At 55.5% G+C, this 22,945-nt stretch carries 24 protein-coding genes; 15 read left to right on the top strand and 9 right to left on the bottom strand.

Annotated elements, in window-relative coordinates; genetic code table 11:
• The first annotated feature begins 19 nt into the window (after window positions 1-19).
• From ampG to USH94_RS12340, 7 genes are all read left to right on the top strand, one after another.
• Window positions 20-1,495 (top strand): muropeptide MFS transporter AmpG, encoded by a 1,476-nt coding sequence (ampG, locus tag USH94_RS12370; protein ID WP_111963415.1) that lies wholly within the window; start codon window positions 20-22, stop codon window positions 1,493-1,495.
• Between the two features lie 477 nt (window positions 1,496-1,972).
• A complete protein-coding gene (cyoA, locus tag USH94_RS12365; protein WP_014882770.1) occupies window positions 1,973-2,920 on the top strand; it encodes a cytochrome o ubiquinol oxidase subunit II in 948 nt (315 codons plus the stop codon).
• A 16-nt stretch (window positions 2,921-2,936) separates the two neighbouring features.
• Complete coding sequence (gene cyoB, locus USH94_RS12360; RefSeq protein WP_014168864.1) at window positions 2,937-4,928, top strand: cytochrome o ubiquinol oxidase subunit I; 1,992 nt, start codon at window positions 2,937-2,939, stop codon at window positions 4,926-4,928.
• The gene (locus USH94_RS12355) at window positions 4,918-5,532 is read left to right on the top strand and encodes a cytochrome o ubiquinol oxidase subunit III (protein ID WP_111963416.1); all 615 of its coding nucleotides are present in this window, start codon (window positions 4,918-4,920) and stop codon (window positions 5,530-5,532) included. The genes cyoB and USH94_RS12355 overlap by 11 nt, the downstream gene beginning before the upstream one ends.
• Entirely contained in the window at window positions 5,532-5,858 is a 327-nt protein-coding gene (locus USH94_RS12350; protein ID WP_006176899.1) for a cytochrome o ubiquinol oxidase subunit IV, read from the top strand. The genes USH94_RS12355 and USH94_RS12350 overlap by 1 nt, the downstream gene beginning before the upstream one ends.
• Before the next feature lie 11 nt (window positions 5,859-5,869).
• Complete coding sequence (gene cyoE, locus USH94_RS12345) at window positions 5,870-6,757, top strand: heme o synthase (protein ID WP_013095848.1); 888 nt, start codon at window positions 5,870-5,872, stop codon at window positions 6,755-6,757.
• 150 nt (window positions 6,758-6,907) lie between these two features.
• Window positions 6,908-8,269, top strand: coding sequence for an MFS transporter (locus tag USH94_RS12340; RefSeq protein ID WP_111963417.1), 1,362 nt, complete (start codon window positions 6,908-6,910; stop codon window positions 8,267-8,269).
• 31 nt (window positions 8,270-8,300) lie between these two features.
• Here the strand turns inward: USH94_RS12340 and USH94_RS12335 are convergent, their stop codons facing one another.
• On the bottom strand, window positions 8,301-8,792 hold the full coding sequence (locus USH94_RS12335) for a YajQ family cyclic di-GMP-binding protein (RefSeq protein WP_023334701.1): 492 nt from the start codon (window positions 8,790-8,792) through the stop codon (window positions 8,301-8,303).
• Between the two features lie 121 nt (window positions 8,793-8,913).
• Here USH94_RS12335 and panE point away from each other — a divergent pair, with 121 nt between their 5' ends.
• Both panE and yajL read left to right on the top strand, forming a co-directional pair.
• Window positions 8,914-9,825, top strand: a complete 912-nt coding sequence (panE, locus tag USH94_RS12330) for a 2-dehydropantoate 2-reductase (protein ID WP_111963418.1) — start codon at window positions 8,914-8,916, stop codon at window positions 9,823-9,825.
• Window positions 9,788-10,378 carry a protein deglycase YajL gene (gene yajL, locus USH94_RS12325; RefSeq protein ID WP_111963419.1) on the top strand — a complete coding sequence of 197 codons (591 nt, stop codon included), beginning with the start codon at window positions 9,788-9,790 and terminating at the stop codon, window positions 10,376-10,378. The genes panE and yajL overlap by 38 nt, the downstream gene beginning before the upstream one ends.
• A 69-nt stretch (window positions 10,379-10,447) precedes the next feature.
• Here the strand turns inward: yajL and thiI are convergent, their stop codons facing one another.
• Window positions 10,448-11,896 (bottom strand): tRNA uracil 4-sulfurtransferase ThiI, encoded by a 1,449-nt coding sequence (thiI, locus tag USH94_RS12320; protein WP_111963420.1) that lies wholly within the window; start codon window positions 11,894-11,896, stop codon window positions 10,448-10,450.
• A gap of 191 nt (window positions 11,897-12,087) precedes the next feature.
• Here thiI and xseB point away from each other — a divergent pair, with 191 nt between their 5' ends.
• The 4 genes from xseB (at window position 12,088) to USH94_RS12300 (ending at window position 16,156) form a co-directional block, all read left to right on the top strand.
• Window positions 12,088-12,330 (top strand): exodeoxyribonuclease VII small subunit, encoded by a 243-nt coding sequence (xseB, locus tag USH94_RS12315; protein ID WP_008503331.1) that lies wholly within the window; start codon window positions 12,088-12,090, stop codon window positions 12,328-12,330.
• A complete protein-coding gene (ispA, locus tag USH94_RS12310) occupies window positions 12,331-13,230 on the top strand; it encodes a (2E,6E)-farnesyl diphosphate synthase (protein WP_111963421.1) in 900 nt (299 codons plus the stop codon). It begins immediately after the preceding gene.
• 24 nt (window positions 13,231-13,254) lie between these two features.
• Window positions 13,255-15,117, top strand: a complete 1,863-nt coding sequence (gene dxs, locus USH94_RS12305) for a 1-deoxy-D-xylulose-5-phosphate synthase (protein WP_111963422.1) — start codon at window positions 13,255-13,257, stop codon at window positions 15,115-15,117.
• Window positions 15,118-15,181: 64 nt separating this feature from the next.
• Window positions 15,182-16,156, top strand: a complete 975-nt coding sequence (locus USH94_RS12300; protein ID WP_111963423.1) for an aldo/keto reductase — start codon at window positions 15,182-15,184, stop codon at window positions 16,154-16,156.
• Between the two features lie 88 nt (window positions 16,157-16,244).
• Here USH94_RS12300 and thiL read toward each other — a convergent pair whose 3' ends face one another.
• The 5 genes from thiL to nrdR form a co-directional block, all read right to left on the bottom strand.
• Window positions 16,245-17,216, bottom strand: a complete 972-nt coding sequence (gene thiL / locus USH94_RS12295; protein WP_111963424.1) for a thiamine-phosphate kinase — start codon at window positions 17,214-17,216, stop codon at window positions 16,245-16,247.
• Window positions 17,217-17,293: 77 nt separating this feature from the next.
• Window positions 17,294-17,713, bottom strand: a complete 420-nt coding sequence (gene nusB, locus USH94_RS12290) for a transcription antitermination factor NusB (protein ID WP_006809908.1) — start codon at window positions 17,711-17,713, stop codon at window positions 17,294-17,296.
• A gap of 21 nt (window positions 17,714-17,734) precedes the next feature.
• Window positions 17,735-18,205, bottom strand: a complete 471-nt coding sequence (gene ribE, locus USH94_RS12285; protein WP_006176874.1) for a 6,7-dimethyl-8-ribityllumazine synthase — start codon at window positions 18,203-18,205, stop codon at window positions 17,735-17,737.
• An 87-nt stretch (window positions 18,206-18,292) separates the two neighbouring features.
• Entirely contained in the window at window positions 18,293-19,396 is a 1,104-nt protein-coding gene (ribD, locus tag USH94_RS12280; protein ID WP_111963425.1) for a bifunctional diaminohydroxyphosphoribosylaminopyrimidine deaminase/5-amino-6-(5-phosphoribosylamino)uracil reductase RibD, read from the bottom strand.
• A 4-nt stretch (window positions 19,397-19,400) separates the two neighbouring features.
• Window positions 19,401-19,850 (bottom strand): transcriptional regulator NrdR, encoded by a 450-nt coding sequence (gene nrdR, locus USH94_RS12275; protein WP_008503337.1) that lies wholly within the window; start codon window positions 19,848-19,850, stop codon window positions 19,401-19,403.
• Between the two features lie 152 nt (window positions 19,851-20,002).
• Between nrdR and USH94_RS12270 the strand changes: the two genes are divergently transcribed.
• Window positions 20,003-20,542 carry a DUF3251 domain-containing protein gene (locus USH94_RS12270; RefSeq protein ID WP_111963494.1) on the top strand — a complete coding sequence of 180 codons (540 nt, stop codon included), beginning with the start codon at window positions 20,003-20,005 and terminating at the stop codon, window positions 20,540-20,542.
• Between the two features lie 270 nt (window positions 20,543-20,812).
• On the top strand, window positions 20,813-21,691 hold the full coding sequence (locus tag USH94_RS12265; protein ID WP_111963496.1) for a nucleoside-specific channel-forming protein Tsx: 879 nt from the start codon (window positions 20,813-20,815) through the stop codon (window positions 21,689-21,691).
• A gap of 88 nt (window positions 21,692-21,779) precedes the next feature.
• On the opposite strand, the gene USH94_RS12260 is transcribed toward USH94_RS12265, so the two are convergent.
• Entirely contained in the window at window positions 21,780-22,460 is a 681-nt protein-coding gene (locus USH94_RS12260; RefSeq protein ID WP_111963426.1) for a helix-turn-helix transcriptional regulator, read from the bottom strand.
• A 14-nt stretch (window positions 22,461-22,474) separates the two neighbouring features.
• Window positions 22,475-22,840: a VOC family protein gene (locus USH94_RS12255; protein WP_111963427.1), complete on the bottom strand. Its 366-nt coding sequence runs from the start codon at window positions 22,838-22,840 to the stop codon at window positions 22,475-22,477.
• Between the last annotated feature and the right edge of the window lie 105 nt (window positions 22,841-22,945).

Here is a 22,945-nt window from a genome sequence, read left to right as displayed (position 1 = left end):
GGGTCAGTTTTATAAGAACATGTCCAGCCATTACTTACGCATTTTCCAGCAACCGAAATCAGCGATTCTGCTGATCCTCGGCTTTGCCTCGGGTTTACCCCTCGCGCTCACTTCCGGCACGCTTCAGGCGTGGATGACGGTTGAAAACATCGATCTTAAAACCATTGGGTTCTTCTCGCTTGTCGGCCAGGCCTATGTCTTTAAGTTCCTGTGGTCTCCGGTCATGGATCGCTACACGCCGCCTTTCCTCGGGCGTCGGCGCGGCTGGTTAGTGATGACGCAAATTCTGCTGCTGCTGGCTATTGCGGGTATGGGCCTTCTTGAACCCACCACCCAGCTTCGCTGGATGGCCGCACTTGCGGTAGTGATTGCTTTCTGTTCCGCCTCTCAGGATATCGTGTTCGACGCCTGGAAGACGGACGTGTTACCTGCGGAAGAGCGCGGTGCTGGTGCAGCAATCAGCGTGCTGGGCTATCGCCTCGGGATGCTGGTTTCCGGCGGGCTGGCGCTGTGGCTCGCCGACAGGTACCTCGGCTGGCAGGGTATGTACTGGCTGATGGCCGCCCTGCTTGTCCCCTGCATTATCGCGACGCTGTTCGCGCCCGAACCGAGTGACGTTATTCCGGTACCCCGCTCGCTGGAGCAGGCCGTCGCCGAACCGCTGCGTGACTTTTTTGGCCGCAACAACGCCTGGCTGATCCTGTTGCTTATCGTCCTTTATAAGCTGGGTGATGCTTTCGCCATGAGCCTGACCACCACCTTCCTGATCCGCGGCGTCGGTTTTGACGCCGGTGAAGTAGGCGTGGTGAATAAAACGCTTGGGCTGTTTGCGACCATCGTCGGCGCGCTTTATGGCGGCGTTCTGATGCAGCGTCTGACGCTGTTTCGCGCGCTGCTAATTTTCGGCATCCTTCAGGGTGCCTCTAACGCAGGCTACTGGCTGCTGTCGATTACCGACAAACATACGATCAGCATGGCCACAGCGGTATTCTTCGAAAACCTCTGCGGCGGCATGGGCACTGCGGCGTTTGTCGCCCTGCTGATGACCCTGTGCAATAAGTCGTTTTCAGCCACCCAGTTCGCTCTGCTCTCGGCGCTCTCAGCCGTTGGCCGGGTGTACGTTGGCCCGATTGCCGGCTGGTTCGTGGAAGCCCATGGCTGGCCAACATTTTATCTCTTCTCGGTCGTAGCTGCCGTGCCGGGAATTTTATTGCTGCTGGTCTGCCGTCAGACGCTGGAATATACCCAGCGAACAGAACACTTTATGCCGCGCACCGAATATCACCGCGCCTACCGTTTTGCGTTACGTCTGTTAATGGCGGGCTGCATTGCTCTGGCGCTCTGGCTCGTGGTGCTTATTATCAATGCCAGCACCTCTCTGGAACTCCCTTTCGAAGCCCTTCTGCTGGACGCAGGCGCCCTGCTGGCTATCGCCGGGATCCTGATCGGAGGTCTGCTTGATTTCATGGCGTTGCGTAAAACGCAGATGACCTGAAGAAAAATGCGAAAGGTTATTTCCCGTTGTAATCACTAACCGAAATTATAACGACGAAATAGCCGCCAGGCGCAAAAAAAATATTTGTTGTTTTGTGCGGGATAGGATTTGGAAATTATTGGCTCCTATTCCAAAACGCTATTTTTCATTAAACGATTCAGCATACGAGAGTTTGATTTTTCGTTTTTTATATGTCTTTTTATTGATAATTAATTGTTAATTTTTTGTTTATTTTCAACAATGGTTATACCAATTGCCCCTTTTAAGGTATGCTTGGGGGTCCTTTCGTTATAAAGCCCATGCCGTGCGGCTTCGGTCATAAAAACCGACATAATTTGCAACACTTGTGACACGTGCGGCAGAACCCGGTAACACCTTCCTGACACAGGCCTAATGATGTTTACAGTAATGTAACCTTCCCGTAAAATGCCCGCACACTTTAAACGCCACCAGACTCCGTGGAATTGAGGTCGTTAAATGAGACTCGGGAAATACAATAAAAGTTTGGGATGGTTGTCATTATTCGCGGGCACTGTATTACTCAGTGGCTGTGATTCTGCACTACTAGACCCCAAAGGACAGATTGGACTGGAACAACGTTCACTGATATTGACGGCTTTTGGCCTGATGTTGATTGTGGTTATTCCTGCCATTTTGATGGCTGTTGGTTTCGCCTGGAAGTATCGTGCGAGCAATAAAGATGCGAAGTATAGCCCTAACTGGTCACACTCCAATAAAGTGGAAGCTGTGGTCTGGACGGTACCTATTCTGATCATCCTGTTCCTTGCCGTGCTGACCTGGAAAACCACTCACGCACTTGAGCCAAGCAAACCGCTGGTTCACGATGAGAAACCTATTACCATTGAAGTGGTCTCCATGGACTGGAAATGGTTCTTCATCTATCCAGAGCAGGGTATTGCTACCGTGAATGAAATCGCCTTCCCGGCGAACACTCCGGTTCAGTTCAAAGTGACCTCCAACTCCGTAATGAACTCCTTCTTCATCCCACGTCTGGGTAGCCAGATTTACGCGATGGCCGGTATGCAGACCAACCTGCATCTGATCGCGAATGAAGCAGGCACCTATGATGGTATCTCCGCCAGCTATAGCGGCCCGGGCTTCTCAGGTATGAAGTTCAAAGCTATTGCGACGCCAGACCGTGCCGCTTTCGACCAGTGGGTTGAAAAAGCGAAGCAGTCTCCAAACACCATGTCTGACATGGCGGCGTTCGAAAAAGTGGCTGCACCAAGCGAATACAACAAGGTGGAGTACTTCTCTAATGTGAAACCTGATTTGTTCAAAGATGTTATTGGCAAATTTATGGATCACGGCAAGAGCATGGACATGACCCAGCCAGAAGGCGAGCACAGCGCGCACGAAGGTATGGAAGGCATGGACATGAGCCACGCGGAAACCGCTCACTAAGGGGCCGAGGAAGAAAATGTTCGGAAAATTGACACTGGATGCAGTGCCCTACCATGAACCGATTATCGTGGTTACGGTGGCTGCAATTATCATTGGTGGCGCGGCCTTACTGGCCCTGATCACTTACTTCGGTAAGTGGAGCTACCTGTGGAACGAGTGGCTGACTTCGGTTGACCACAAAAAACTCGGTATCATGTACTGCATCGTCGGTATCGTCATGTTAATTCGTGGCTTTGCGGATGCGATCATGATGCGTAGCCAGCAGGCACTCGCTTCTGCGGGTGAAGCCGGCTTCCTGCCGCCGCACCACTACGATCAGATCTTTACCGCCCACGGCGTTATCATGATCTTCTTCGTGGCGATGCCGCTGGTTATCGGTCTGATGAACGTTGTCGTTCCGCTGCAAATCGGCGCGCGCGACGTGGCGTTCCCGTTCCTGAACAACCTGAGCTTCTGGTTCACGGTTGTCGGCGTTATCCTGGTTAACCTGTCACTGGGTGTGGGCGAATTCGCGCAGACCGGTTGGCTGGCTTACCCACCGCTGTCAGGAATTGAGTACAGTCCTGGCGTTGGCGTCGACTACTGGATTTGGGCGCTTCAGCTCTCCGGTGTTGGTACAACCCTGACCGGTATCAACTTCTTCGTGACCATTATCAAGATGCGTGCCCCTGGCATGACCATGTTCAAGATGCCGGTATTTACCTGGGCATCTCTGTGCGCCAACATCCTGATTATTGCCTCCTTCCCAATTCTGACCGTCACCATCGCGCTGCTGACCCTGGATCGCTATCTGGGCACCCATTTCTTCACGAATGATATGGGTGGCAACATGATGATGTACATCAACCTGATTTGGGCCTGGGGTCACCCGGAAGTGTACATTCTGGTTCTGCCTGTGTTCGGTGTGTTCTCCGAAATCGCGGCAACCTTCTCGCGTAAACGTCTGTTTGGTTACACCTCTCTGGTGTGGGCAACCGTGTGTATTACCGTTCTGTCGTTCATCGTTTGGCTGCACCACTTCTTCACCATGGGTGCGGGCGCGAACGTAAACGCCTTCTTCGGTATCACCACCATGATTATCGCCATCCCTACCGGGGTGAAGATCTTCAACTGGCTGTTCACCATGTACCAGGGCCGTATCGTGTTCCACTCAGCGATGCTGTGGACCATCGGCTTCATCGTAACCTTCTCCGTAGGTGGGATGACCGGCGTACTGCTGGCGGTACCGGGCGCTGACTTCGTTCTGCACAACAGCCTGTTCCTGATTGCGCACTTCCATAACGTTATCATCGGTGGCGTGGTCTTCGGCTGCTTCGCTGGCGTAACCTACTGGTGGCCAAAAGCGTTCGGCTTCACGCTGAACGAAAAATGGGGTAAACGCGCGTTCTGGTTCTGGATCATCGGCTTCTTCGTAGCATTTATGCCGCTGTACGTGCTGGGCTTCATGGGTATGACCCGTCGCCTGAGCCAGCAGATCGATCCGCAGTTCCACCCAATGCTGATGGTTGCAGCGGGCGGTGCCGTGCTGATTGCCTGTGGTATCGCGTCTCAGCTGATTCAGTTCTACGTGTCTATTCGCGACCGCGATCAGAACCGTGACCTGACCGGTGACCCATGGGGTGGCCGTACGCTGGAGTGGGCGACCTCTTCTCCACCTCCTTTCTATAACTTCGCCATTGTGCCGCAGGTTCATGAACGTGACGCATTCTGGGAAATGAAAGAGAAAGGTGAAGCGTACAAGCAACCTGCTCATTACGAAGAGATCCACATGCCGAAAAACAGCGGTGCGGGCATCGTGATTGCCGCCTTCGCAACGGTATTTGGTTTCGCAATGATCTGGCACATCTGGTGGATGGCGATTGTTGGCTTCGCCGGCATCGTAATCAGCTGGATTGTGAAGAGCTTTGACGAGGACGTGGACTACTACGTACCAGTCCGTGAAGTTGAGAAGCTGGAAAATCAGCATTTCGACGAGATTTCTAAAGCGGGGCTGAAAAATGGCAACTGATACTCTGGCGCACTCAACTGCCCACGCGCATGAGCATGCGCACCACGATACAGGACCGACCAAAGTCTTCGGTTTCTGGATCTACCTGATGAGCGACTGCATTCTGTTCTGCTGTCTGTTCGCAACCTATGCCGTTCTGGTGAACGGCACAGCGGGCGGCCCGACCGGCAAGGACATCTTTGAACTGCCGTTCGTTCTGGTTGAAACCGCACTGCTGTTATTCAGCTCCATCACCTACGGCATGGCGGTTATCGCCATGTACAAAAACAACAAGAGCCAGGTTGTTTCCTGGCTGGCGTTGACCTGGTTGTTTGGTGCTGGATTTATCGGGATGGAAATCTATGAATTCCATCACCTGATCATGGAAGGCTTCGGCCCGGATCGCAGTGGCTTCCTGTCCGCGTTCTTCGCGCTGGTCGGCACTCACGGTCTGCACGTGACCTCCGGCCTGATCTGGATGGCAGTCCTGATGTTCCAGATCTCCCGTCGCGGCCTGACCAGTACTAACCGTACCCGTATCCTGTGCCTGAGCCTGTTCTGGCACTTCCTGGACGTGGTGTGGATCTGTGTGTTCTCTGTTGTCTATCTGATGGGGGCGATGTAATGAGTCATTCTAACGATCATGGCGCTTCCCACGGCAGCGTAAAAACCTACATGACAGGTTTCATCCTGTCGATCATCCTGACGGTGATCCCGTTCTGGATGGTGATGAGCGGTTCTGCGTCTAAGCCGGTTATCCTGGGTGCAATCCTGGTAACCGCTGTGATTCAGATTCTGGTGCATCTGGTTTGCTTCCTGCACATGAACACCAAGTCCGATGAAGGCTGGAATATGACCGCCTTTATCTTTACCGTGATTATCATCGCTATCCTGGTAGTCGGTTCCATCTGGATTATGTGGAACCTCAACTACAACATGATGGTTCACTAAGAGCGGCGAGTATGTTTAAGCAATACCTGCAAGTAACGAAACCAGGCATCATCTTTGGCAACCTGATCTCCGTGATCGGAGGGTTCCTGCTGGCCTCTAAGGGCAGCATTGATTACACCCTCTTTATCTACACGCTGGTCGGTGTGTCACTGGTTGTTGCGTCCGGTTGTGTATTTAACAACTACATCGACATGGATATCGACAAGAAGATGGAAAGGACCAAAAATCGGGTGCTGGTGAAAGGCCTGATCGCCCCTTCCGTCTCGCTGGTGTACGCCACCTTGCTGGGTATTGCTGGCTTTATGCTGCTGTGGTTTGGTGCTAACCCACTGGCCTGCTGGCTGGGGGTGATGGGGTTCGTGGTGTATGTGGGCGTCTACAGCCTGTATATGAAACGCCACTCCGTCTACGGCACGCTGATTGGTTCTCTCTCCGGCGCTGCGCCGCCGGTGATTGGCTACTGTGCGGTCACGAACGAGTTCGACAGCGGTGCGCTGATCCTGCTGGCTATCTTTAGCCTGTGGCAGATGCCGCACTCCTATGCCATCGCGATTTTCCGCTTTAAGGATTATCAGGCAGCGAACATCCCGGTTCTGCCGGTCGTGAAGGGCATTTCGGTTGCCAAGAACCACATCACGCTGTACATCATCGCCTTTGCCGTGGCAACGCTGATGCTCTCTCTGGGTGGTTACGCTGGATATAAATATCTGGCGGTAGCGGCTGCGGTGAGCGTCTGGTGGCTCGGTATGGCGCTGCGCGGTTACAAAGTGGAAGATGACAAAGTCTGGGCGCGCAAACTGTTTGTGTTCTCGATTGTGGCCATCACCTCGCTGTCCGTGATGATGTCCGTAGACTTCATGGTGCCGGATTCACATAACCTGCTGACTTACGTCTGGTAAGCCAAAACAGGTCAATAAAGGGGGTGCTTCGGCACCCTTTTTTATTCGCTGAATCTACTAATAACGCATGTAATATTTGTTAAATAACCCTTTATTTACCCCGCCCCTTCCCCGCACTACACTATGGCCTGCTTTTGAACTGAGGTGGTAATGAACGATTATAAAATGACGCCAGGCGAGCTACGCGCGACCTGGGGCTTAGGGACTGTCTTCTCGCTACGGATGCTTGGCATGTTTATGGTCCTGCCTGTTCTGACCACGTACGGTATGGCGCTGCAGGGGGCCAGCGAGGCGCTGATTGGACTCGCGATCGGCATCTACGGCCTGGCGCAGGCGGTTTTCCAGATCCCGTTTGGCCTGCTCTCTGACCGGGTGGGCAGAAAGCCGCTGATTGTCGGCGGGCTGCTGGTCTTTGTGCTCGGAAGCGTGATTGCCGCCCTCTCCCACTCCATCTGGGGGATTATTCTTGGCCGCGCCCTGCAGGGCTCCGGCGCGATTGCCGCCGCGGTGATGGCGCTGCTGTCCGACTTAACCCGCGAGCAAAACCGCACCAAAGCGATGGCGTTCATCGGCGTGAGCTTTGGCGTGACGTTTGCGATTGCGATGGTGCTTGGCCCCATCATTACGCACACGTTGGGTCTGCACGCCCTGTTCTGGATGATTGCCGTGCTGGCAACCATTGGTATTGCGTTAACCCTGTGGGTCGTGCCGGACAGCAAAAACCACGTCCTCAACCGTGAATCCGGGATGGTAAAAGGCTGCTTCAGCAAAGTGATTGTCGAGCCGCGTCTTCTGAAGCTGAACTTTGGCATTATGTGTCTGCACATCCTGCTGATGTCGACCTTTGTCGCCCTGCCCGGCCAGCTTGCGGCAGCGGGTTTCCCGGCGGCTGAGCACTGGAAAATTTATCTGGTCACGATGCTGATTTCGTTTGTCTCCGTCGTGCCGTTCATCATCTACGCCGAAGTGAAGCGCAAAATGAAGCGCGTCTTCGTGGGCTGCGTGGCGGTCCTGCTGATTGCCGAAATCGTGCTCTGGGGTGCCGGTCCGCACTTCTGGGAGCTGATTGCCGGCGTGCAGCTGTTCTTCCTGGCATTTAACCTGATGGAAGCCCTGTTGCCGTCGTTTATCAGCAAAGAGTCCCCCGCCGGTTACAAAGGTACGGCAATGGGTATTTACTCCACCAGCCAGTTTCTCGGCGTGGCGATCGGCGGCTCGCTCGGCGGCTGGGTGGACGGCCTGTTTGATTCACAAACCGTATTTCTCGCCGGTGCGCTGTTAGCGACAGTCTGGCTGCTGGTCGCCAGCACCATGAAAGAGCCGCGCTACGTGAGCAGCCTGCGGATAGAAATCCCGGATGATGTGGAAATCAGCGATGCGCTAAAGCAGCGTCTGGAAGAAAAAGAGGGCGTGACGGACGTGCTCATTGTCCCGGAAGAGCGCAGCGCTTACGTCAAGATAGACAGTAAAATGACTAACCGCTTCGAAGTCGAGCAGGCGCTCAAGGCGTGAAAAAAAGCCCGGTTTAACCGGGCTTTTTATATTAATCGCGGAAGTTTTTAAACTGGAACGGTTGTCCCAAATCGCCGCCGCGCACCAGCGCCATTACGGACTGAAGATCATCGCGGGACTTACCGGTCACGCGAATTTCTTCACCCTGGATCTGCGCCTGCACCTTCAGCTTGCTGTCTTTTATGAGCTTAACGATTTTCTTCTGTACCGCGCTCTCAATACCCTGCTTCAGCTTGGCTTCTACAAACCAGTTCTTACCGCTGTGCACGAACTCTTCCGGCACATCGAGAGACGTCCCTTCGATACCGCGCTTTAACAGCTTTGCACGCAGAATGTCGAGCAGCTGATTCACCTGGAAATCAGACTCGCTCAGCACCTTAATGGTCTTATTTGCATCGTTCAGCTCAAACGACGCCTCAACGCCACGAAAATCGAAACGTGACTCAACTTCGCGGGTTGCGTTCTCAACGCCGTTGCGAACTTCCTGGATATCAACTTCGGAAACAATATCGAAAGATGGCATCTTTTCTTCTCCCTTCACTTTTGTTGCGTTGCATAATACCCGCTACGAGGCATAACTCAACAGAAGCTTAGCTGTATAATTAAGCTGTAACACCTGACGCAGTTGCAGGTGAGGAGGAACAATGAAAATTACGGTGCTCGGATGCGGAGCGCTTGGTCAGCTGTGGCTGACCGCGCTGTGCAAGCACGGACATGAGGTTCAGGGCTGGCTGCGAGTGCCCCAACCCTACTGCAGTGTAAACCTGATTGGTGAAGACGGAAGCATCTTTAACGAATCTCTCACCGCCAACGATCCTGATTTCCTGGCGCAAAGCGACCTTTTACTAGTGACGCTCAAGGCCTGGCAGGTCTCAGACACGGTAAAGACACTGGCCGCGCAGCTCCCCCCCACTTCGCCCATACTGCTGCTGCATAACGGCATGGGTACCCTCGATGAGCTGAAAAGCGTCCCGCAGCCCCTGCTGATGGCGACGACCACGCACGCTGCCCGTCGCGACGGCAACATCATTGTGCATGTCGCCAGCGGCGTGACGCACATGGGTCCTGCCAGACCACAGGATGGCGACTACAGCTATCTTGCCGATGTTCTGCAAAAGGTCTTACCGGACGTCGCTTGGCACAACAACATCCGTCCTCAGCTGTGGCGTAAGCTTGCGGTAAACTGCGTGATCAATCCGCTGACGGCGCTGTGGAACTGCCCGAACGGGGAGCTGAAAAATCATCCGCAGGACGTTGCCATTTTGTGTGCGGAAGTCGCGGCGGTCGTTGAGCGGGAAGGGCTGCATACCTCGGCAGACGATTTGCGCTGCTATGTCGAGCAGGTTATTGAGAGTACAGCAGAAAACATCTCCTCAATGCTGCAGGATGTTCGGGCATTACGCCACACGGAGATCGATTACATCACGGGATATCTGCTAAAACGCGCCCGCGCGCACGGCATCGCCGTGCCGGAAAACGCCCGTCTGTATGACCTGGTTAAACGTAAGGAGAGTGAATATGAGCGCGTCAGCACTGATCTGCCTCGCCCCTGGTAGCGAAGAGATGGAAGCGGTCACCACCATTGATTTGATGGTGCGCGGCGGCATTAAGGTCACCACCGCCAGCGTCGCCAGCGACGGCAATCTTGCAATCACCTGTTCACGCGGGGTGAAAATCCTGGCAGACGCGCCGCTTGTTCAGGTGGCAGACGGAGATTACGACATCATCGTGCTGCCCGGCGGCTTAAAAGGCGCGGAATGTTTTCGCGACAGCCCGCTGCTGGTCGAGACCGTGCGTCAGTTCCATCTGTCAGGCCGTATCGTCGCGGCTATCTGCGCCGCCGCGGGAACGGTTCTGGTTCCGCACGATATCTTCCCCGTCGGCAATATGACCGGCTTCCCGGGGCTGAAGGATACGATCCTGGAAGAACATTGGGTGGACAAACGCGTCGTCTGGGACCCGCGCGTAAACCTGCTGACCAGCCAGGGGCCAGGCACTGCGATTGATTTTGGCTTAAAGATTATTGACCTGCTGATCGGGCGCGAGAAGGCCTACGAAGTGGCATCATCGCTGGTGATGCCGGCGGGGATTTATAATTATTACGAATAGATGTTTTCTCCCTCTCCCCGTGGGAGAGGGCCGGGGTGAGGGCATCTGGCCGCACTCCCCGGTAATAAACTACGGGCGATACACCTTCACATTCGCAAAGCCCTGCTCGCGCAGATACAGCGCCTGCAGGCGACTCATCACCCCGCGCTCACACCACAGCAGATACGTTTTGCTCTGGTCGAGATCGCCAAACTTGGTGCTCAGCTTGTAGAACGGCAGAGAAACCACTTCGACGCCTTCCACCTGTAGCGGCTTGTCATCCTGCTCGTCAATGGAGCGAATATCCAGAATCGCATCGTTCGCGCCGAAACCGCTCACGGTCTCCACTTCAACCACTTCCTGCTCGGTCTGCTGGGCAATCTCGCGGATATCAATGTTGGACGCTTCTTCCACCACTTTATCCAGAATGCTGAAATCGAAGTTCTCTTCTTCCGCTTCGATCTTCGCCTTCACCGCTTTCACCGTTGGGCTTTTAGAGATCACGCCGCAGTATTCCGGCATGGTGCGGGCAAAATCTTCGGTGCCGATTTCGCGCGCCAGATCGATGATGTGCTCTTTGTCATGGGAGATGAGCGGACGCAGGATCAGCGTATCAGATACGTTGTCGATCAGACGCAGGTTGGTCAGCGTCTGGCTGGAGACCTGGCCCAGCGCTTCGCCGGTGACCAGCGCCTGCACGCCGTAGCGTTCAGCCACTTTGGACGCCGCACGCACCATCATGCGCTTAAGGATGACGCCCATCTGACCGTCGTCCACTTTCTCGAGGATTTCGCCGACCACAGGTTCGAAATTGATTGCCACGAAACGCACGCGGTGGGAGCTGCCGAAGCGGTTCCACAGATAATGCGCCACCTGACGAACGCCGATTTCGTGCGCCGCGCCGCCCAGGTTGAAGAAGCAGTAGTGCACACGGCAGCCGCGACGCATCAGCATATAGCTTGAGACGCCGGAGTCGAAGCCGCCAGAGATCAGGGATAATACGTCTTCCTGGGTGCCGATAGGGAAGCCGCCGATACCTTCATAGCGCCCTTTCACCAGCAGCAGGCGATCGTTTTCGATCTCCAGGTTCACCGTCACGTCCGGGTTGGTCAGACGTACGCGCGCCGTTTCAACGTGCTGGTTTAAACCGCCGCCGACATAACGTTCCACTTCAATGGAGCTGAATTCGTGCTTACCGCGACGCTTGACGCGCACGCAGAAGGTTTTGCCTTCGATCTGGTCACGGTACTGGACCAGCGCTTTCTCGAAGATGTCGTGCATATCGCTGAACGGAACATCTTCCACTTCCAGGATATGGTGGATCCCCGGAATACGGGTCAGCGCGTCGCGAATATCCTGACGTTTGTTTTCGTCTTTCGCACGGACCTCAACGTGGTCCCAGTGGCGCACCACGGCGAGGGTTTCGTCGTAGTGCTTTAATACGTTACGAATGTTCCCGGTGAGAATTTTAATAAAGCGCAAACGCACAGATTGGCTTTTGATGGTGATTTCAGGGAACAATTTAATGATAAACTTCATGGCGGCAATGTTTCTTAGGCAAGCCTGTTAAGGCTTGTAATGGAAAAGAGTACAGCAGCCCACACCCGTGGCTGCATCCAGGCGCGCAAGTATACCACCATCGCGCCGCTCCTGTGCACATTGCGCGTTATTTGCTTATCCGCCCGAGTCCGTTACCATGTCGGGGCGAAGAATATAAGAGTCAATTCACTATGCCGAAGAAGAACGACGCACCGGCCAGTTTTGAAACTGCGCTGAGTGAACTGGAGCAAATTGTTACCCGTCTTGAGAGCGGCGATCTCCCGCTGGAAGAGGCGCTCAACGAATTCGAGCGTGGCGTGCAGCTGGCGCGCCAGGGGCAGGTCAAGCTGCAGCAGGCCGAGCAGCGCGTGCAGATCCTGCTTTCCGACAGCGAAGACGCGAAAACCACGCCTTTCACACCGGACGCCGAGTAAATGGATTTTGCCAACGAGCTTCAGGCGCGTGTCGTACGCGCCAACGACGCCCTGCGCCGTTTTATTGCGCCACAGCCTTTTCAGAACACTCCACTGGTTGAAGCCATGCACTATGGCGCACTCTTGGGTGGAAAGCGCCTGCGCCCGTTCCTGGTGTATGCCACCGGCAATATGTTTGGCATCAGCGATAACACGCTGGACGCTCCGGCAGCCGCCGTTGAGTGCATCCATGCCTACTCGCTGATCCACGACGATCTCCCGGCCATGGACGACGACGATTTGCGTCGGGGTAAACCCACCTGCCATATCAAGTTTGGCGAGGCGAATGCCATCCTGGCGGGTGATGCCCTGCAGACGCTGGCGTTCTCGATTCTGAGCGACGCGCCAATGGCGGAAGTGGCTGACCGCGACCGTCTGGCGATGATCTCCGAGCTGGCAATGGCCAGCGGCGTGGCCGGCATGTGCGGCGGACAGGCGCTGGATCTTGAAGCGGAAGGACGTCAGGTTAATCTGGAACAGCTGGAGCGTATTCACCGCCATAAAACCGGGGCACTGATTCGTTCCGCCGTTCGCCTGGGCGCGCTGAGCGCGGGTGAACAAGGGCGCAAAGCCCTGCCGATTCTGGACAGATACGCAGAAAGTATCGGTCTGGCATTCCAGGTTCAGGATGACATTCTGGATGTGGTGGGCGATACTGCAACATTGGGTAAACGTCAGGGTGCGGACCAGCAGCTTGGCAAAAGTACCTACCCCGCCCTGCTGGGCCTTGAGCAAGCCCAACGTAAAGCCCGGGATCTGATTGACGATGCCCGCCAGTCGCTGAATCAGCTGGCTGCGCAATCGCTGGATACCTCGGCACTGGAAGCGCTAGCGGACTATATAATCCAGCGTGATAAATAAACTATATATCTCGATGAGCCTTTGATGAGTTTTGATATTGCCAAATACCCGACACTGGCGTTAGTTGACTCCACCCAGGAGTTACGTCTGTTGCCGAAAGAGAGCCTGCCGAAGCTGTGCGACGAGCTGCGTCGCTACCTGCTCGACAGCGTAAGCCGCTCCAGCGGCCATTTCGCCTCCGGGCTTGGCACGGTAGAGCTGACCGTGGCGCTGCACTACGTCTATAACACGCCGTTCGATCAGCTCATCTGGGACGTGGGTCACCAGGCCTATCCGCACAAAATTCTGACCGGCCGTCGCGATAAAATTGGCACCATTCGTCAGAAAGGCGGCCTGCACCCGTTCCCGTGGCGCGGTGAGAGCGAGTACGACGTACTGAGCGTCGGCCACTCCTCTACCTCCATTTCGGCGGGCATCGGTATTGCCGTTGCCGCCGAGAAAGAGAATAAGCAGCGCCGCACCGTCTGCGTGATTGGCGACGGCGCTATCACCGCCGGTATGGCCTTTGAGGCCATGAACCACGCGGGCGACATCAAGCCGGACATGCTGGTTGTTCTTAACGATAACGAAATGTCGATTTCCGAAAACGTCGGCGCGCTGAACAACCATCTTGCTCAGCTGCTCTCCGGCAAGCTTTACTCGTCGCTGCGTGAAGGCGGTAAAAAGGTCTTCTCCGGCGTACCGCCGATCAAAGAGCTGCTCAAGCGTACCGAAGAGCACATCAAAGGCATGGTCGTGCCGGGTACCCTGTTTGAAGAACTGGGCTTTAACTATATTGGGCCGGTTGACGGTCACGACGTGCTGGGTCTGGTGACCACGCTCAAGAACATGCGCGACCTGAAAGGCCCGCAGTTCCTGCACATCATGACCAAAAAAGGGCGTGGCTACGAACCGGCGGAAAAAGATCCGATCACCTTCCACGCGGTGCCTAAATTTGACCCGTCCAGCGGCTGTCTGCCAAAAAGCAGCGGCGGCATGCCGAGCTATTCAAAAATCTTCGGCGACTGGCTGTGCGAAACCGCCGCAAAAGACAACAAGCTGATGGCGATTACCCCGGCCATGCGCGAAGGCTCCGGCATGGTCGAATTCTCCCGAAAATACCCGGACCAGTATTTTGACGTCGCCATTGCCGAGCAGCACGCGGTGACGTTTGCAGCGGGCCTGGCGATCGGCGGCTACAAGCCGGTTGTCGCTATCTATTCCACCTTCCTGCAGCGCGCCTACGATCAGGTGATTCACGACGTGGCGATCCAGAAGCTGCCGGTTCTGTTTGCTATCGATCGTGCGGGCATCGTCGGTGCCGATGGTCAGACGCACCAGGGTGCGTTTGATCTGTCGTTCCTGCGCTGTATTCCGGATATGGTTGTCATGACGCCAAGCGACGAGAACGAATGTCGTCAGATGCTGTTTACCGGCTACCACTATCAGGATGGCCCAAGCGCCGTTCGCTACCCGCGCGGCAATGCGGTAGGCGTTGAGCTTCAGCCGCTGGAAAAACTGCCGCTTGGTAAAGGAGTGGTTAAGCGTCGCGGTGAGAAAGTGGCGATCCTGAACTTCGGCACGTTGATGCCCGAAGCCGCGAAAGTGGCTGAAACGCTGAATGCCACGCTGGTGGATATGCGCTTTGTGAAGCCGCTCGACGAATCTCTGATCCTGAGTATGGCTGAGACCCACGACGTGCTGGTGACGCTGGAAGAAAACGCCATCATGGGCGGTGCGGGTAGCGGCGTGAACGAGGTACTGATGGCAAATCGTAAAGCCGTGCCGGTGCTGAACCTCGGCCTGCCGGATCATTTCATTCCGCAAGGTACTCAGGACGAAGCCCGCGCGGCTATTGGCCTGGACGCCGCCGGTATCGAAGCCAAAATCCGCGCCTGGCTGGACTGACCCCTTCCCCCTTTTCCGCTCCTGCTATGCTTAAACCTGGTGTTTAAACAGCAGGAGCGGAACCGTGCAATACACAACATTAGGAAAAACGGACCTTAAGGTTTCCCGACTTTGCCTGGGCTGCATGACCTTTGGCGAGCCCGATCGGGGAAACCACGCCTGGACGCTGCCGGAAGAGAGCAGCCGTCCGATCATCAAACGCGCTATCGAGGGCGGCATTAACTTCTTTGACACCGCCAACAGCTATTCCGACGGCAGCAGCGAGGAGATTGTCGGCCGCGCCCTGCGCGATTTTGCCCGTCGGGATGACGTTGTCGTCGCTACTAAAGTCTACTACCCGGTGGGCGACCTGCCGCAGGGCCTTTCTCGCGCGCAGATCCTGCGCTCGATTGATGACAGCCTCAGACGCCTGAACATGGATTACGTCGACCTGCTGCAAATTCACCGCTGGGATTACAACACGCCAATCGAGGAGACGCTTGAGGCGCTCAACGACGTCGTCAAAGCCGGTAAAGCGCGCTATATCGGCGCGTCGTCTATGCACGCGTCGCAGTTTGCCCAGGCGCTGGATCTCCAGGCTCAACACGGCTGGGCGCGCTTTGTCACCATGCAGGATCATTACAATCTGATCTACCGCGAAGAAGAACGCGAGATGCTGCCGCTGTGCCACCAGGAGGGCGTGGCGGTTATCCCGTGGAGCCCGCTGGCGCGCGGCCGCCTGACCCGTCCGTGGGGGGAAACCACGGCTCGCCTGGTATCGGATGAAGTGGGAAAAAATCTCTATGAAGGAACAGAGGCCAGCGATGCGCTGATTGCCGAACGCCTGGCCGGGATTGCCGATGATACCGGCGCAACCCGCGCCCAGGTAGCGCTGGCATGGCTACTGGGCAAGCGCGGCGTCGCGGCTCCCATTATCGGCACGTCCCGGGAAGAGCAGTTGGACGAACTGTTAAACGCGGTGGATATCACGCTGACGCCGGAGCAGGTTGCCGAGCTGGAGACCCCGTATCAGCCGCATCCGGTGGTGGGGTTTAAGTAGGCCCTAACCCTCTCCCGCAGGGAGAGGGAACAAAACCCGTAGGCCGGGTATGGCGGAGCCGCCACCCGGCAATACAAAGCGTACAAACTCACGCGAAGTGATCGTACCCTTTCCAGTCCAGCGTAACCGGCGCACCGTCTTTCACAAACTTCAGCCCTTCACTCTCCGGCATGATCTGACCTATGCAGGTGAATTTCGCACCAAGATGCGCTAACGCCACGTCGAGCGTTCCACGGTTCAGCTCCGGAACGGTAAAGCATAGTTCGTAGTCTTCACCACCAGACAGCGCCCAGCGCAGCGCCTGCGCAGGTTCGACATGACGAAGCAGTTCCTCTGACAGCGGGAACAGATCCAGATCAACGCGCGCCCCAACGCCGCTGGCCTTTAAAATATGGCCAAGGTCTGAGATCAGCCCGTCAGAGAGGTCGATAGCAGAGCTCGCGCGCTCGCGCAGCGCCTGGCCGTGCAGAATACGCGGCGTCGGGCGCAGATGGCGTTTCACCAGATACGCCGCATCGTCGGCATCCTTCACGGTTAAGCGATCCTGGAGAATCGCCAGCCCTGCCGCACTGTCGCCCGGCGTACCGGTGACGTAGATCCAGTCGCCGGGTTTTGCGCCTGAGCGCTTCAGGGCGCGACCGAGCGGCACATAGCCGTGGATCGCCAGCGTCATCGACAGCGGCCCGGCAGTGGTATCACCGCCAATCAGCTGCATATCGTAGTAGTTAAGCTGCTCAAACAGCGCATCGCTGAAAGCTTCAAGCCAGGATTCGTCCACCTCAGGCAGCGTCAGCGCCAGCGTTAACCACGCGGGATCGGCACCCATCGCCGCCAGATCGCTGACGTTAACCGCCAGTGCTTTATACGCCAGATCGGCAGGATCGATATCCGGTAAGAAATGACGGCCGCACACCAGAGTGTCGGTGCTGATTGCCAGCGTCTGTTTTTCTGGAATATTGAGAAGTGCACAGTCATCGCCGATGCCGGTTTCAACATCAAGACGAGAGGTTCTGACACGGTCGAAATAACGGGCAATCAGGGAGAATTCGCCGCATGCCATACGTTATGCCTCAGCAAATAAAAGAAAAAACCGGAGCCGCACCGCCCGTCAGGCAATGCAGGACTCCGGTTTGCGGATCACTTTTTGTGGGGACGGATCGCAGGTGCTGCTTTATCAAGTACGCCGTTTACAAACTTGTGGCTGTCTTCAGCGCCGAAGGTTTTCGCCAGTTCGATCGCTTCGTTGATGGCCACTTTGTACGGCACATCATCACGTTTAGACAGCTCAAACAGCGCAATACGCAACACTGCTTTTTCTACCTGGCCCAGCTCTTCGAGCAGACGGGACAGATAAGGCTTCATCAGACCATCGAGATACGCGCTATTAGTCGCCACTCCCGACAGCAGTTCACGGAAGTACAGAACGTCAACGTCTTTCACGTCCTGTTCTGACAGGAACTGGTATTCAACATCAGCGATGTCGTTCTGGGACAACTGCCAGGAGTAAAGTGCCTGGACGGCACATTCACGGGCGCGGCGACGAGCAGCAGGTTTCACGGAATTCCCCTTACAAAAAAATCAGGCCTTGATGGCTTTCAATACATTAATCATTTCAAGCGCGGTCAGTGCAGCTTCTGCACCTTTGTTACCGGCTTTGGTGCCAGCACGTTCGATGGCTTGTTCAATACTTTCGGTGGTCAGCACGCCGAATGCGACAGGAATTTCAGCATCCTGCGCAACGTGTGCCAGGCCGTTGCTTGCACCGCCCGCAACGTATTCGAAGTGAGCAGTGCCGCCACGAATAACGGTACCCAGCGCAATCACCGCGTCGTATTTACCGGTTTTCGCCAGCGCGCCTGCCGCCAGTGGCAGTTCGTAAGCGCCTGGAACCCAAACAACGGTAATGTTGTCATCTTTAACCTGGCCGATACGTTTCAGGGCGTCAATCGCACCTTCCAGCAGGCTGTCGTTGATGAAGTTGTTGAAACGCGCAATGGTGATGGCGACGCGAGCGTCCGGGGTAGCTACAGCAGCTTCAATAATGTTCATACTCTTCCTTTACGGGTTCATTTGGCCCCGCAGGGGGGCGGATTTTATCATAATACTTTGCGCACTGCTTCCCTATTTAAGGAGCAATTACGCTGTCGTTAAGTGGAGGCAGACATCCGGACCTACCGGACGAATCTCGCTAAATTTGAGTTGCGGTGCGTCGGCCAGTTTTTCAAGGCCGGGCAGCACAAACAGGCCGCGTGCGTCGTGGCCCAACAGTTTAGGCGCAACGTAAACAAGCAGTTCATCCACCAGCCCGGCCTGTAAGAGCGCACCGGCAAGCGTTGGCCCCGCCTCTACCCAGATGCTGTTCACCTGCTGCTTGCCGAGCAGCATCATCAGCACCACGAGATCCAGGTGACCGTTATGTTCCGGCACCAGAATGCTGCGCACGCCTTCCGGCCATTCGCGAGTATCTTCTTTGGTGCGGGCAATCCAGGTTTCCCCCGGCTGCTGGACGATGCGGTGCTCCGGCGTCAGGCGGTTCTGGCTATCAATGACAATACGCAGCGGCTGACGCAGGTTCTCCTGCGGGTAAAGAGCCTGGGTATCGGCATTCAGCTCGTCCCAGCGCACGGTCATGGCCGGATCGTCAGCCAGAACGGTTTCACTGCTGGTGAGAATAGCATGGCTTTGCGCGCGCAGACGTTGCACATCGCGCCTTGCCTGTGGAGAAGTGATCCACTGGCTCTCGCCGTTTGCCATTGCCGTACGACCGTCCAGCGAGGCACCCAGCTTAAGCTGGATATACGGGAACCCCGTGCGCATGCGCTTCAGGAAACCTTTGTTAAGCGCTTCCGCGTCCTGCATCATCAGACCATGGCTGACGTCAATGCCTTCCTGCTGCAGGCGATACAGACCGCGTCCAGCCACCTGCGGATTTGGGTCCTGCATCGATGCGACCACGCGTGAAACACCCGCCGCGATCAACGCTTCACAGCACGGCGGCGTACGCCCGTGATGGCTGCAGGGCTCCAGCGTAACGTAGGCTGTTGCACCGCGCGCCTTCTCACCGGCCATGCGCAACGCATGAACCTCGGCATGCGGTTCGCCCGCCCGATAGTGAAACCCCTCTCCTACAATCTCGCCATCGTTGACGATAACGCACCCGACGTTCGGGTTGGGATGGGTAGTAAAACGACCGCGCTGCGCCAGCTTCATGGCTCGCGCCATGTAGATCTCATCCTGCATGAGCTTAATCCTGTAAGCGGGCGATCTCTTCGCCAAACTCTTTGATGTCTTCGAAGCTGCGGTAGACCGAGGCGAAGCGTATATAGGCGACCTTATCGAGCTTTTTCAACTGCTCCATCACCAGGTTGCCGATCATTTTGCTTGGCACTTCACGCTCACCCAAACCACGAAGGTAAGATTTTATGTGGTTTAACGCCATCTCCACGTCGTCCGCACTGACGGGACGTTTTTCGAGGGCCTTCAGCATCCCGCTGCGCAGTTTCTCTTCGTTAAACGGCTCGCGCACGTCGTTACTTTTTACCACGCGCGGCATTACCAGCTCTGCAACCTCAAAGGTCGTGAAACGCTCGTTGCACACCAGACACTGCCGACGACGGCGTACGGATGACCCTTCGCCCACAAGACGAGAGTCGATGACTTTGGTATCCACAGCGGAGCAGAATGGGCAATGCATACGGTATCCCTGTTATCTGGTTAACTAATTTTCATTTTACCCTGATCTGGCCTGACAACAAAGGAAGAGCTTTTTGAGACAAAGGATCTATATCTCACATGATGATGCTGGCTAACATTAAGGCGATCCGTTATTTCAAGGAAATAAACGCAATGACAAGACGTTACCTGAAAATCTTGCTGGTGGGGAGCCTCTTCACCCTTAGCGCCTGTGCACAGCAAACCGAAGTCCGTCAGTTGAAACAGAGCGTCAATACGCTCAATACGGCGATGGACAAGCTGAACAAAGAAACGGTGAAAATCACCCAGCAAAACGCGCTGAATGCCAAATCCAGCAGCGGGGTTTATCTGCTGCCGGGCGCGAATACGCCTGCGCGTCTCAATAGTCAGATCGGCACGCTAAAAATGTCTCTGGTGAATGTAGCGGCGAACGCAGATGGTACTCGCGCAACATTACGCATCCAGGGAGAGTCCAACGATCCGCTTCCGGCCTTCAGCGGCACCGTCGAGTGGGGCCAGATCCAGGGCACAACGGAGAATTACCAGGAGGTGAACGTGAAGAATCAGCTCTTCACCGCCCCGGCAAGTGTTTTAGCACCAAGCGATGTGGATATTCCGCTTCAGTTAAGCGGCGTTACGCCGGAACAGTTAGGCTTTATCCGCATTCACGACATTCAACCCGCCGCGCACTAATCCCCTCCTTTTTAGCGGAGCGAAATGTCACTCCGCTAACATTTACATTTCGTATGGATTGGCAACATAAATGATTGCCGCTACAATCCCGCCCGTTTAAAGTACGCAAACGTGAACGCAATCGATTACGTGTGTGAGAGATATGTGAAACAACACATATTTTTGTGAGCAGGGATTCCTATAATAGGCACCGCAGAAACACGAAATATTTAGAAACGCAATTCGCGCATTTTTCACTCCCGAAAGGGAATTTCAATCAGTGGCATGATTATGAAAAAAACATTACTCGCAGCTGGCGCCGTGCTGGCACTTTCTTCCTCTTTCACTGTTAACGCAGCGGAAAACGATAAACCACAATACCTCTCCGACTGGTGGCACCAGAGCGTTAACGTGGTAGGCAGCTACCACACCCGTTTCGGACCACAGATCCGCAACGATACCTACCTGGAGTACGAAGCATTCGCCAAGAAAGACTGGTTTGATTTCTATGGCTATATGGATGCACCGGTCTTCTTCGGCGGTAACTCTCAGGCAAAAGGTATCTGGAACCACGGTTCTCCGCTGTTCATGGAGATCGAGCCGCGCTTCTCCATCGACAAGCTGACCGGCACCGACCTCAGCTTCGGTCCGTTCAAAGAGTGGTACTTCGCGAACAACTATATCTACGACATGGGCCGCAACGAGTCTGGTCGTCAGAGCACCTGGTATATGGGTCTGGGTACCGATGTTGACACCGGCCTGCCAATGAGCCTGTCCCTGAACGTTTACGCGAAATACCAGTGGCAGAACTACGGTGCAGAAAACCAGAATGAGTGGGATGGCTACCGTTTCAAAGTGAAATACTTTGTACCAATCACTCAGCTGTGGGGCGGTAACCTGAGCTACATCGGCTTCACCAACTTCGACTGGGGTTCAGAACTGGGAGATAAGAGCGGTTACGCAGAGAACGGTATTAAACAGCGTACTAACGACTCCATCGCCTCCAGCCACATCCTGGCGCTGAACTACGATCACTGGCACTACTCTGTAGTGGCGCGTTACTGGCACAACGGCGGTCAGTGGAACGACGACGCCGACCTGAATTGGATGAAAGAAAACGTCCGTTCTACCGGTTGGGGTGGTTACCTGGTTGTAGGTTACAACTTCTAATCAGTGTGGGTTTCGCCCGGTGGCGCTACGCTTACCGGGCCTACGACCCAAATGTAGGCCGGGTAAGGCGTAGCCGCCACCCGGCCTTTTACTGCTTCACCTTCCGCAAAAAATCCGCCAGAGACCTGTCCGCGCTCTCGCTAAAACGCCTCTCCGTAGCCACAATATTGAGGCATCGGTCGAGCCGGAAACAGCGATAGTCATCGCGCCGTTCACACCACGCAGCCAGCAGCCAGCGCTCTCCCCAGAAGAATAGCCCCAGCGGCTGAACCTCACGTTTAGACAGCTGTCCGGCTTCATCACGGTAATGCAGCGCCAGCACGCGCTGGGCGGAAATCGCCTGATGAATCATGTCAAAATCGCTGCGGGAGTGGCTTTGCATGCAAAAGTCCGGGGCGTAGATCCGCGTCTGCTCCGCCTTTCGGCGGCTCTCCTCGGGCAGGATAGCCAGCACCTTCTCCTGAGCCGACTCCAGCTCGCGCGACAGCGATTCCCCACCCCAGGTTTTGAGCAGGCGAATCGCGACGATCAACGCCTCGGACTCCTTATTTGTCAGCATCAGCGGCGGCAGGTCAAAGCCCGACATCAGCCGATATCCACTTCCCGCCTCACCTTCCACCGGCACGCCGGAAAGCGACAGGTCGCGGATATCGCGATATACCGTGCGCTCGGACACGCCAAGCCGGTCCGCGAGATGCGCTGCCGTTGTCAGACGCCTGCCCCGCAGGATCTGCACAATCTGAAACAAACGGTCAGCGCGTCGGGTCATAACTTTGTCCGCTCTCAGGCAGGTTGATGGAGCCCGACGCGGTTGCCCTCGCTGTCGGTAAACAAGGCGATAGTGCCAATGCCATGCGGCAGTTCCAGCGGGCCAAACACGCACTCGCCGCCCGCAGAGGCGATGCGATCGAGCGTGGCCGCCAGATTGTCAGTATGCAGGTAAATAATAGCGCCCTGCAAAGACGGTGTAACGCCGTCAAATTTTGCCAGTGCGCCTCCGGTACCCGGATCCTCATGCGGGAAAACGGCCAGCTCCGCACAGTCCATTTTCTCGCGACGCAGCGCAAGTTGCATCACGGGCTCATAAAATTTGATGGCGCGATCCATATCCGAGACCGGAATTTCAAACCAGTTAATGACGCTTTTCATACATCCTCCTGCCTGTTGTTTGGGTTCAGACGGAGTCTACGACAGGGCTCCTGACAGCATACTGTCAGGAGTGTTTGTCAGGAGCAGATAAAAAAAAATCCCGGT

Origin of the sequence: Enterobacter sp. 148H3 (assembly GCF_034107425.1) — a bacterium.
Lineage (GTDB): Bacteria > Pseudomonadota > Gammaproteobacteria > Enterobacterales > Enterobacteriaceae > Enterobacter > Enterobacter vonholyi.
Note: the sequence above shows the minus strand (reverse complement) of the source record. Positions and strands in the feature narration are given on the sequence as shown.

Excerpts from the sequence above, each read along its gene's own strand:
- cyoA (WP_014882770.1), top strand. The coding sequence starts at position 1,973 with ATGAGACTCGGGAAATACAATAAAAGTTTGGGATGGTTGTCATTATTC.
- nrdR (WP_008503337.1), bottom strand. The coding sequence starts at position 19,850 with ATGCATTGCCCATTCTGCTCCGCTGTGGATACCAAAGTCATCGACTCT.
- USH94_RS12350 (WP_006176899.1), top strand. The coding sequence starts at position 5,532 with ATGAGTCATTCTAACGATCATGGCGCTTCCCACGGCAGCGTAAAAACC.
- ribE (WP_006176874.1), bottom strand. The coding sequence starts at position 18,205 with ATGAACATTATTGAAGCTGCTGTAGCTACCCCGGACGCTCGCGTCGCC.
- USH94_RS12355 (WP_111963416.1), top strand. The coding sequence starts at position 4,918 with ATGGCAACTGATACTCTGGCGCACTCAACTGCCCACGCGCATGAGCAT.
- ribD (WP_111963425.1), bottom strand. The coding sequence starts at position 19,396 with ATGCAGGATGAGATCTACATGGCGCGAGCCATGAAGCTGGCGCAGCGC.
- USH94_RS12270 (WP_111963494.1), top strand. The coding sequence starts at position 20,003 with ATGACAAGACGTTACCTGAAAATCTTGCTGGTGGGGAGCCTCTTCACC.
- USH94_RS12340 (WP_111963417.1), top strand. The coding sequence starts at position 6,908 with ATGAACGATTATAAAATGACGCCAGGCGAGCTACGCGCGACCTGGGGC.
- cyoB (WP_014168864.1), top strand. The coding sequence starts at position 2,937 with ATGTTCGGAAAATTGACACTGGATGCAGTGCCCTACCATGAACCGATT.
- dxs (WP_111963422.1), top strand. The coding sequence starts at position 13,255 with ATGAGTTTTGATATTGCCAAATACCCGACACTGGCGTTAGTTGACTCC.
- thiI (WP_111963420.1), bottom strand. The coding sequence starts at position 11,896 with ATGAAGTTTATCATTAAATTGTTCCCTGAAATCACCATCAAAAGCCAA.
- xseB (WP_008503331.1), top strand. The coding sequence starts at position 12,088 with ATGCCGAAGAAGAACGACGCACCGGCCAGTTTTGAAACTGCGCTGAGT.
- yajL (WP_111963419.1), top strand. The coding sequence starts at position 9,788 with ATGAGCGCGTCAGCACTGATCTGCCTCGCCCCTGGTAGCGAAGAGATG.
- USH94_RS12265 (WP_111963496.1), top strand. The coding sequence starts at position 20,813 with ATGAAAAAAACATTACTCGCAGCTGGCGCCGTGCTGGCACTTTCTTCC.
- USH94_RS12335 (WP_023334701.1), bottom strand. The coding sequence starts at position 8,792 with ATGCCATCTTTCGATATTGTTTCCGAAGTTGATATCCAGGAAGTTCGC.
- cyoE (WP_013095848.1), top strand. The coding sequence starts at position 5,870 with ATGTTTAAGCAATACCTGCAAGTAACGAAACCAGGCATCATCTTTGGC.
- USH94_RS12255 (WP_111963427.1), bottom strand. The coding sequence starts at position 22,840 with ATGAAAAGCGTCATTAACTGGTTTGAAATTCCGGTCTCGGATATGGAT.
- ispA (WP_111963421.1), top strand. The coding sequence starts at position 12,331 with ATGGATTTTGCCAACGAGCTTCAGGCGCGTGTCGTACGCGCCAACGAC.
- USH94_RS12260 (WP_111963426.1), bottom strand. The coding sequence starts at position 22,460 with ATGACCCGACGCGCTGACCGTTTGTTTCAGATTGTGCAGATCCTGCGG.
- ampG (WP_111963415.1), top strand. The coding sequence starts at position 20 with ATGTCCAGCCATTACTTACGCATTTTCCAGCAACCGAAATCAGCGATT.
- panE (WP_111963418.1), top strand. The coding sequence starts at position 8,914 with ATGAAAATTACGGTGCTCGGATGCGGAGCGCTTGGTCAGCTGTGGCTG.
- thiL (WP_111963424.1), bottom strand. The coding sequence starts at position 17,216 with ATGGCATGCGGCGAATTCTCCCTGATTGCCCGTTATTTCGACCGTGTC.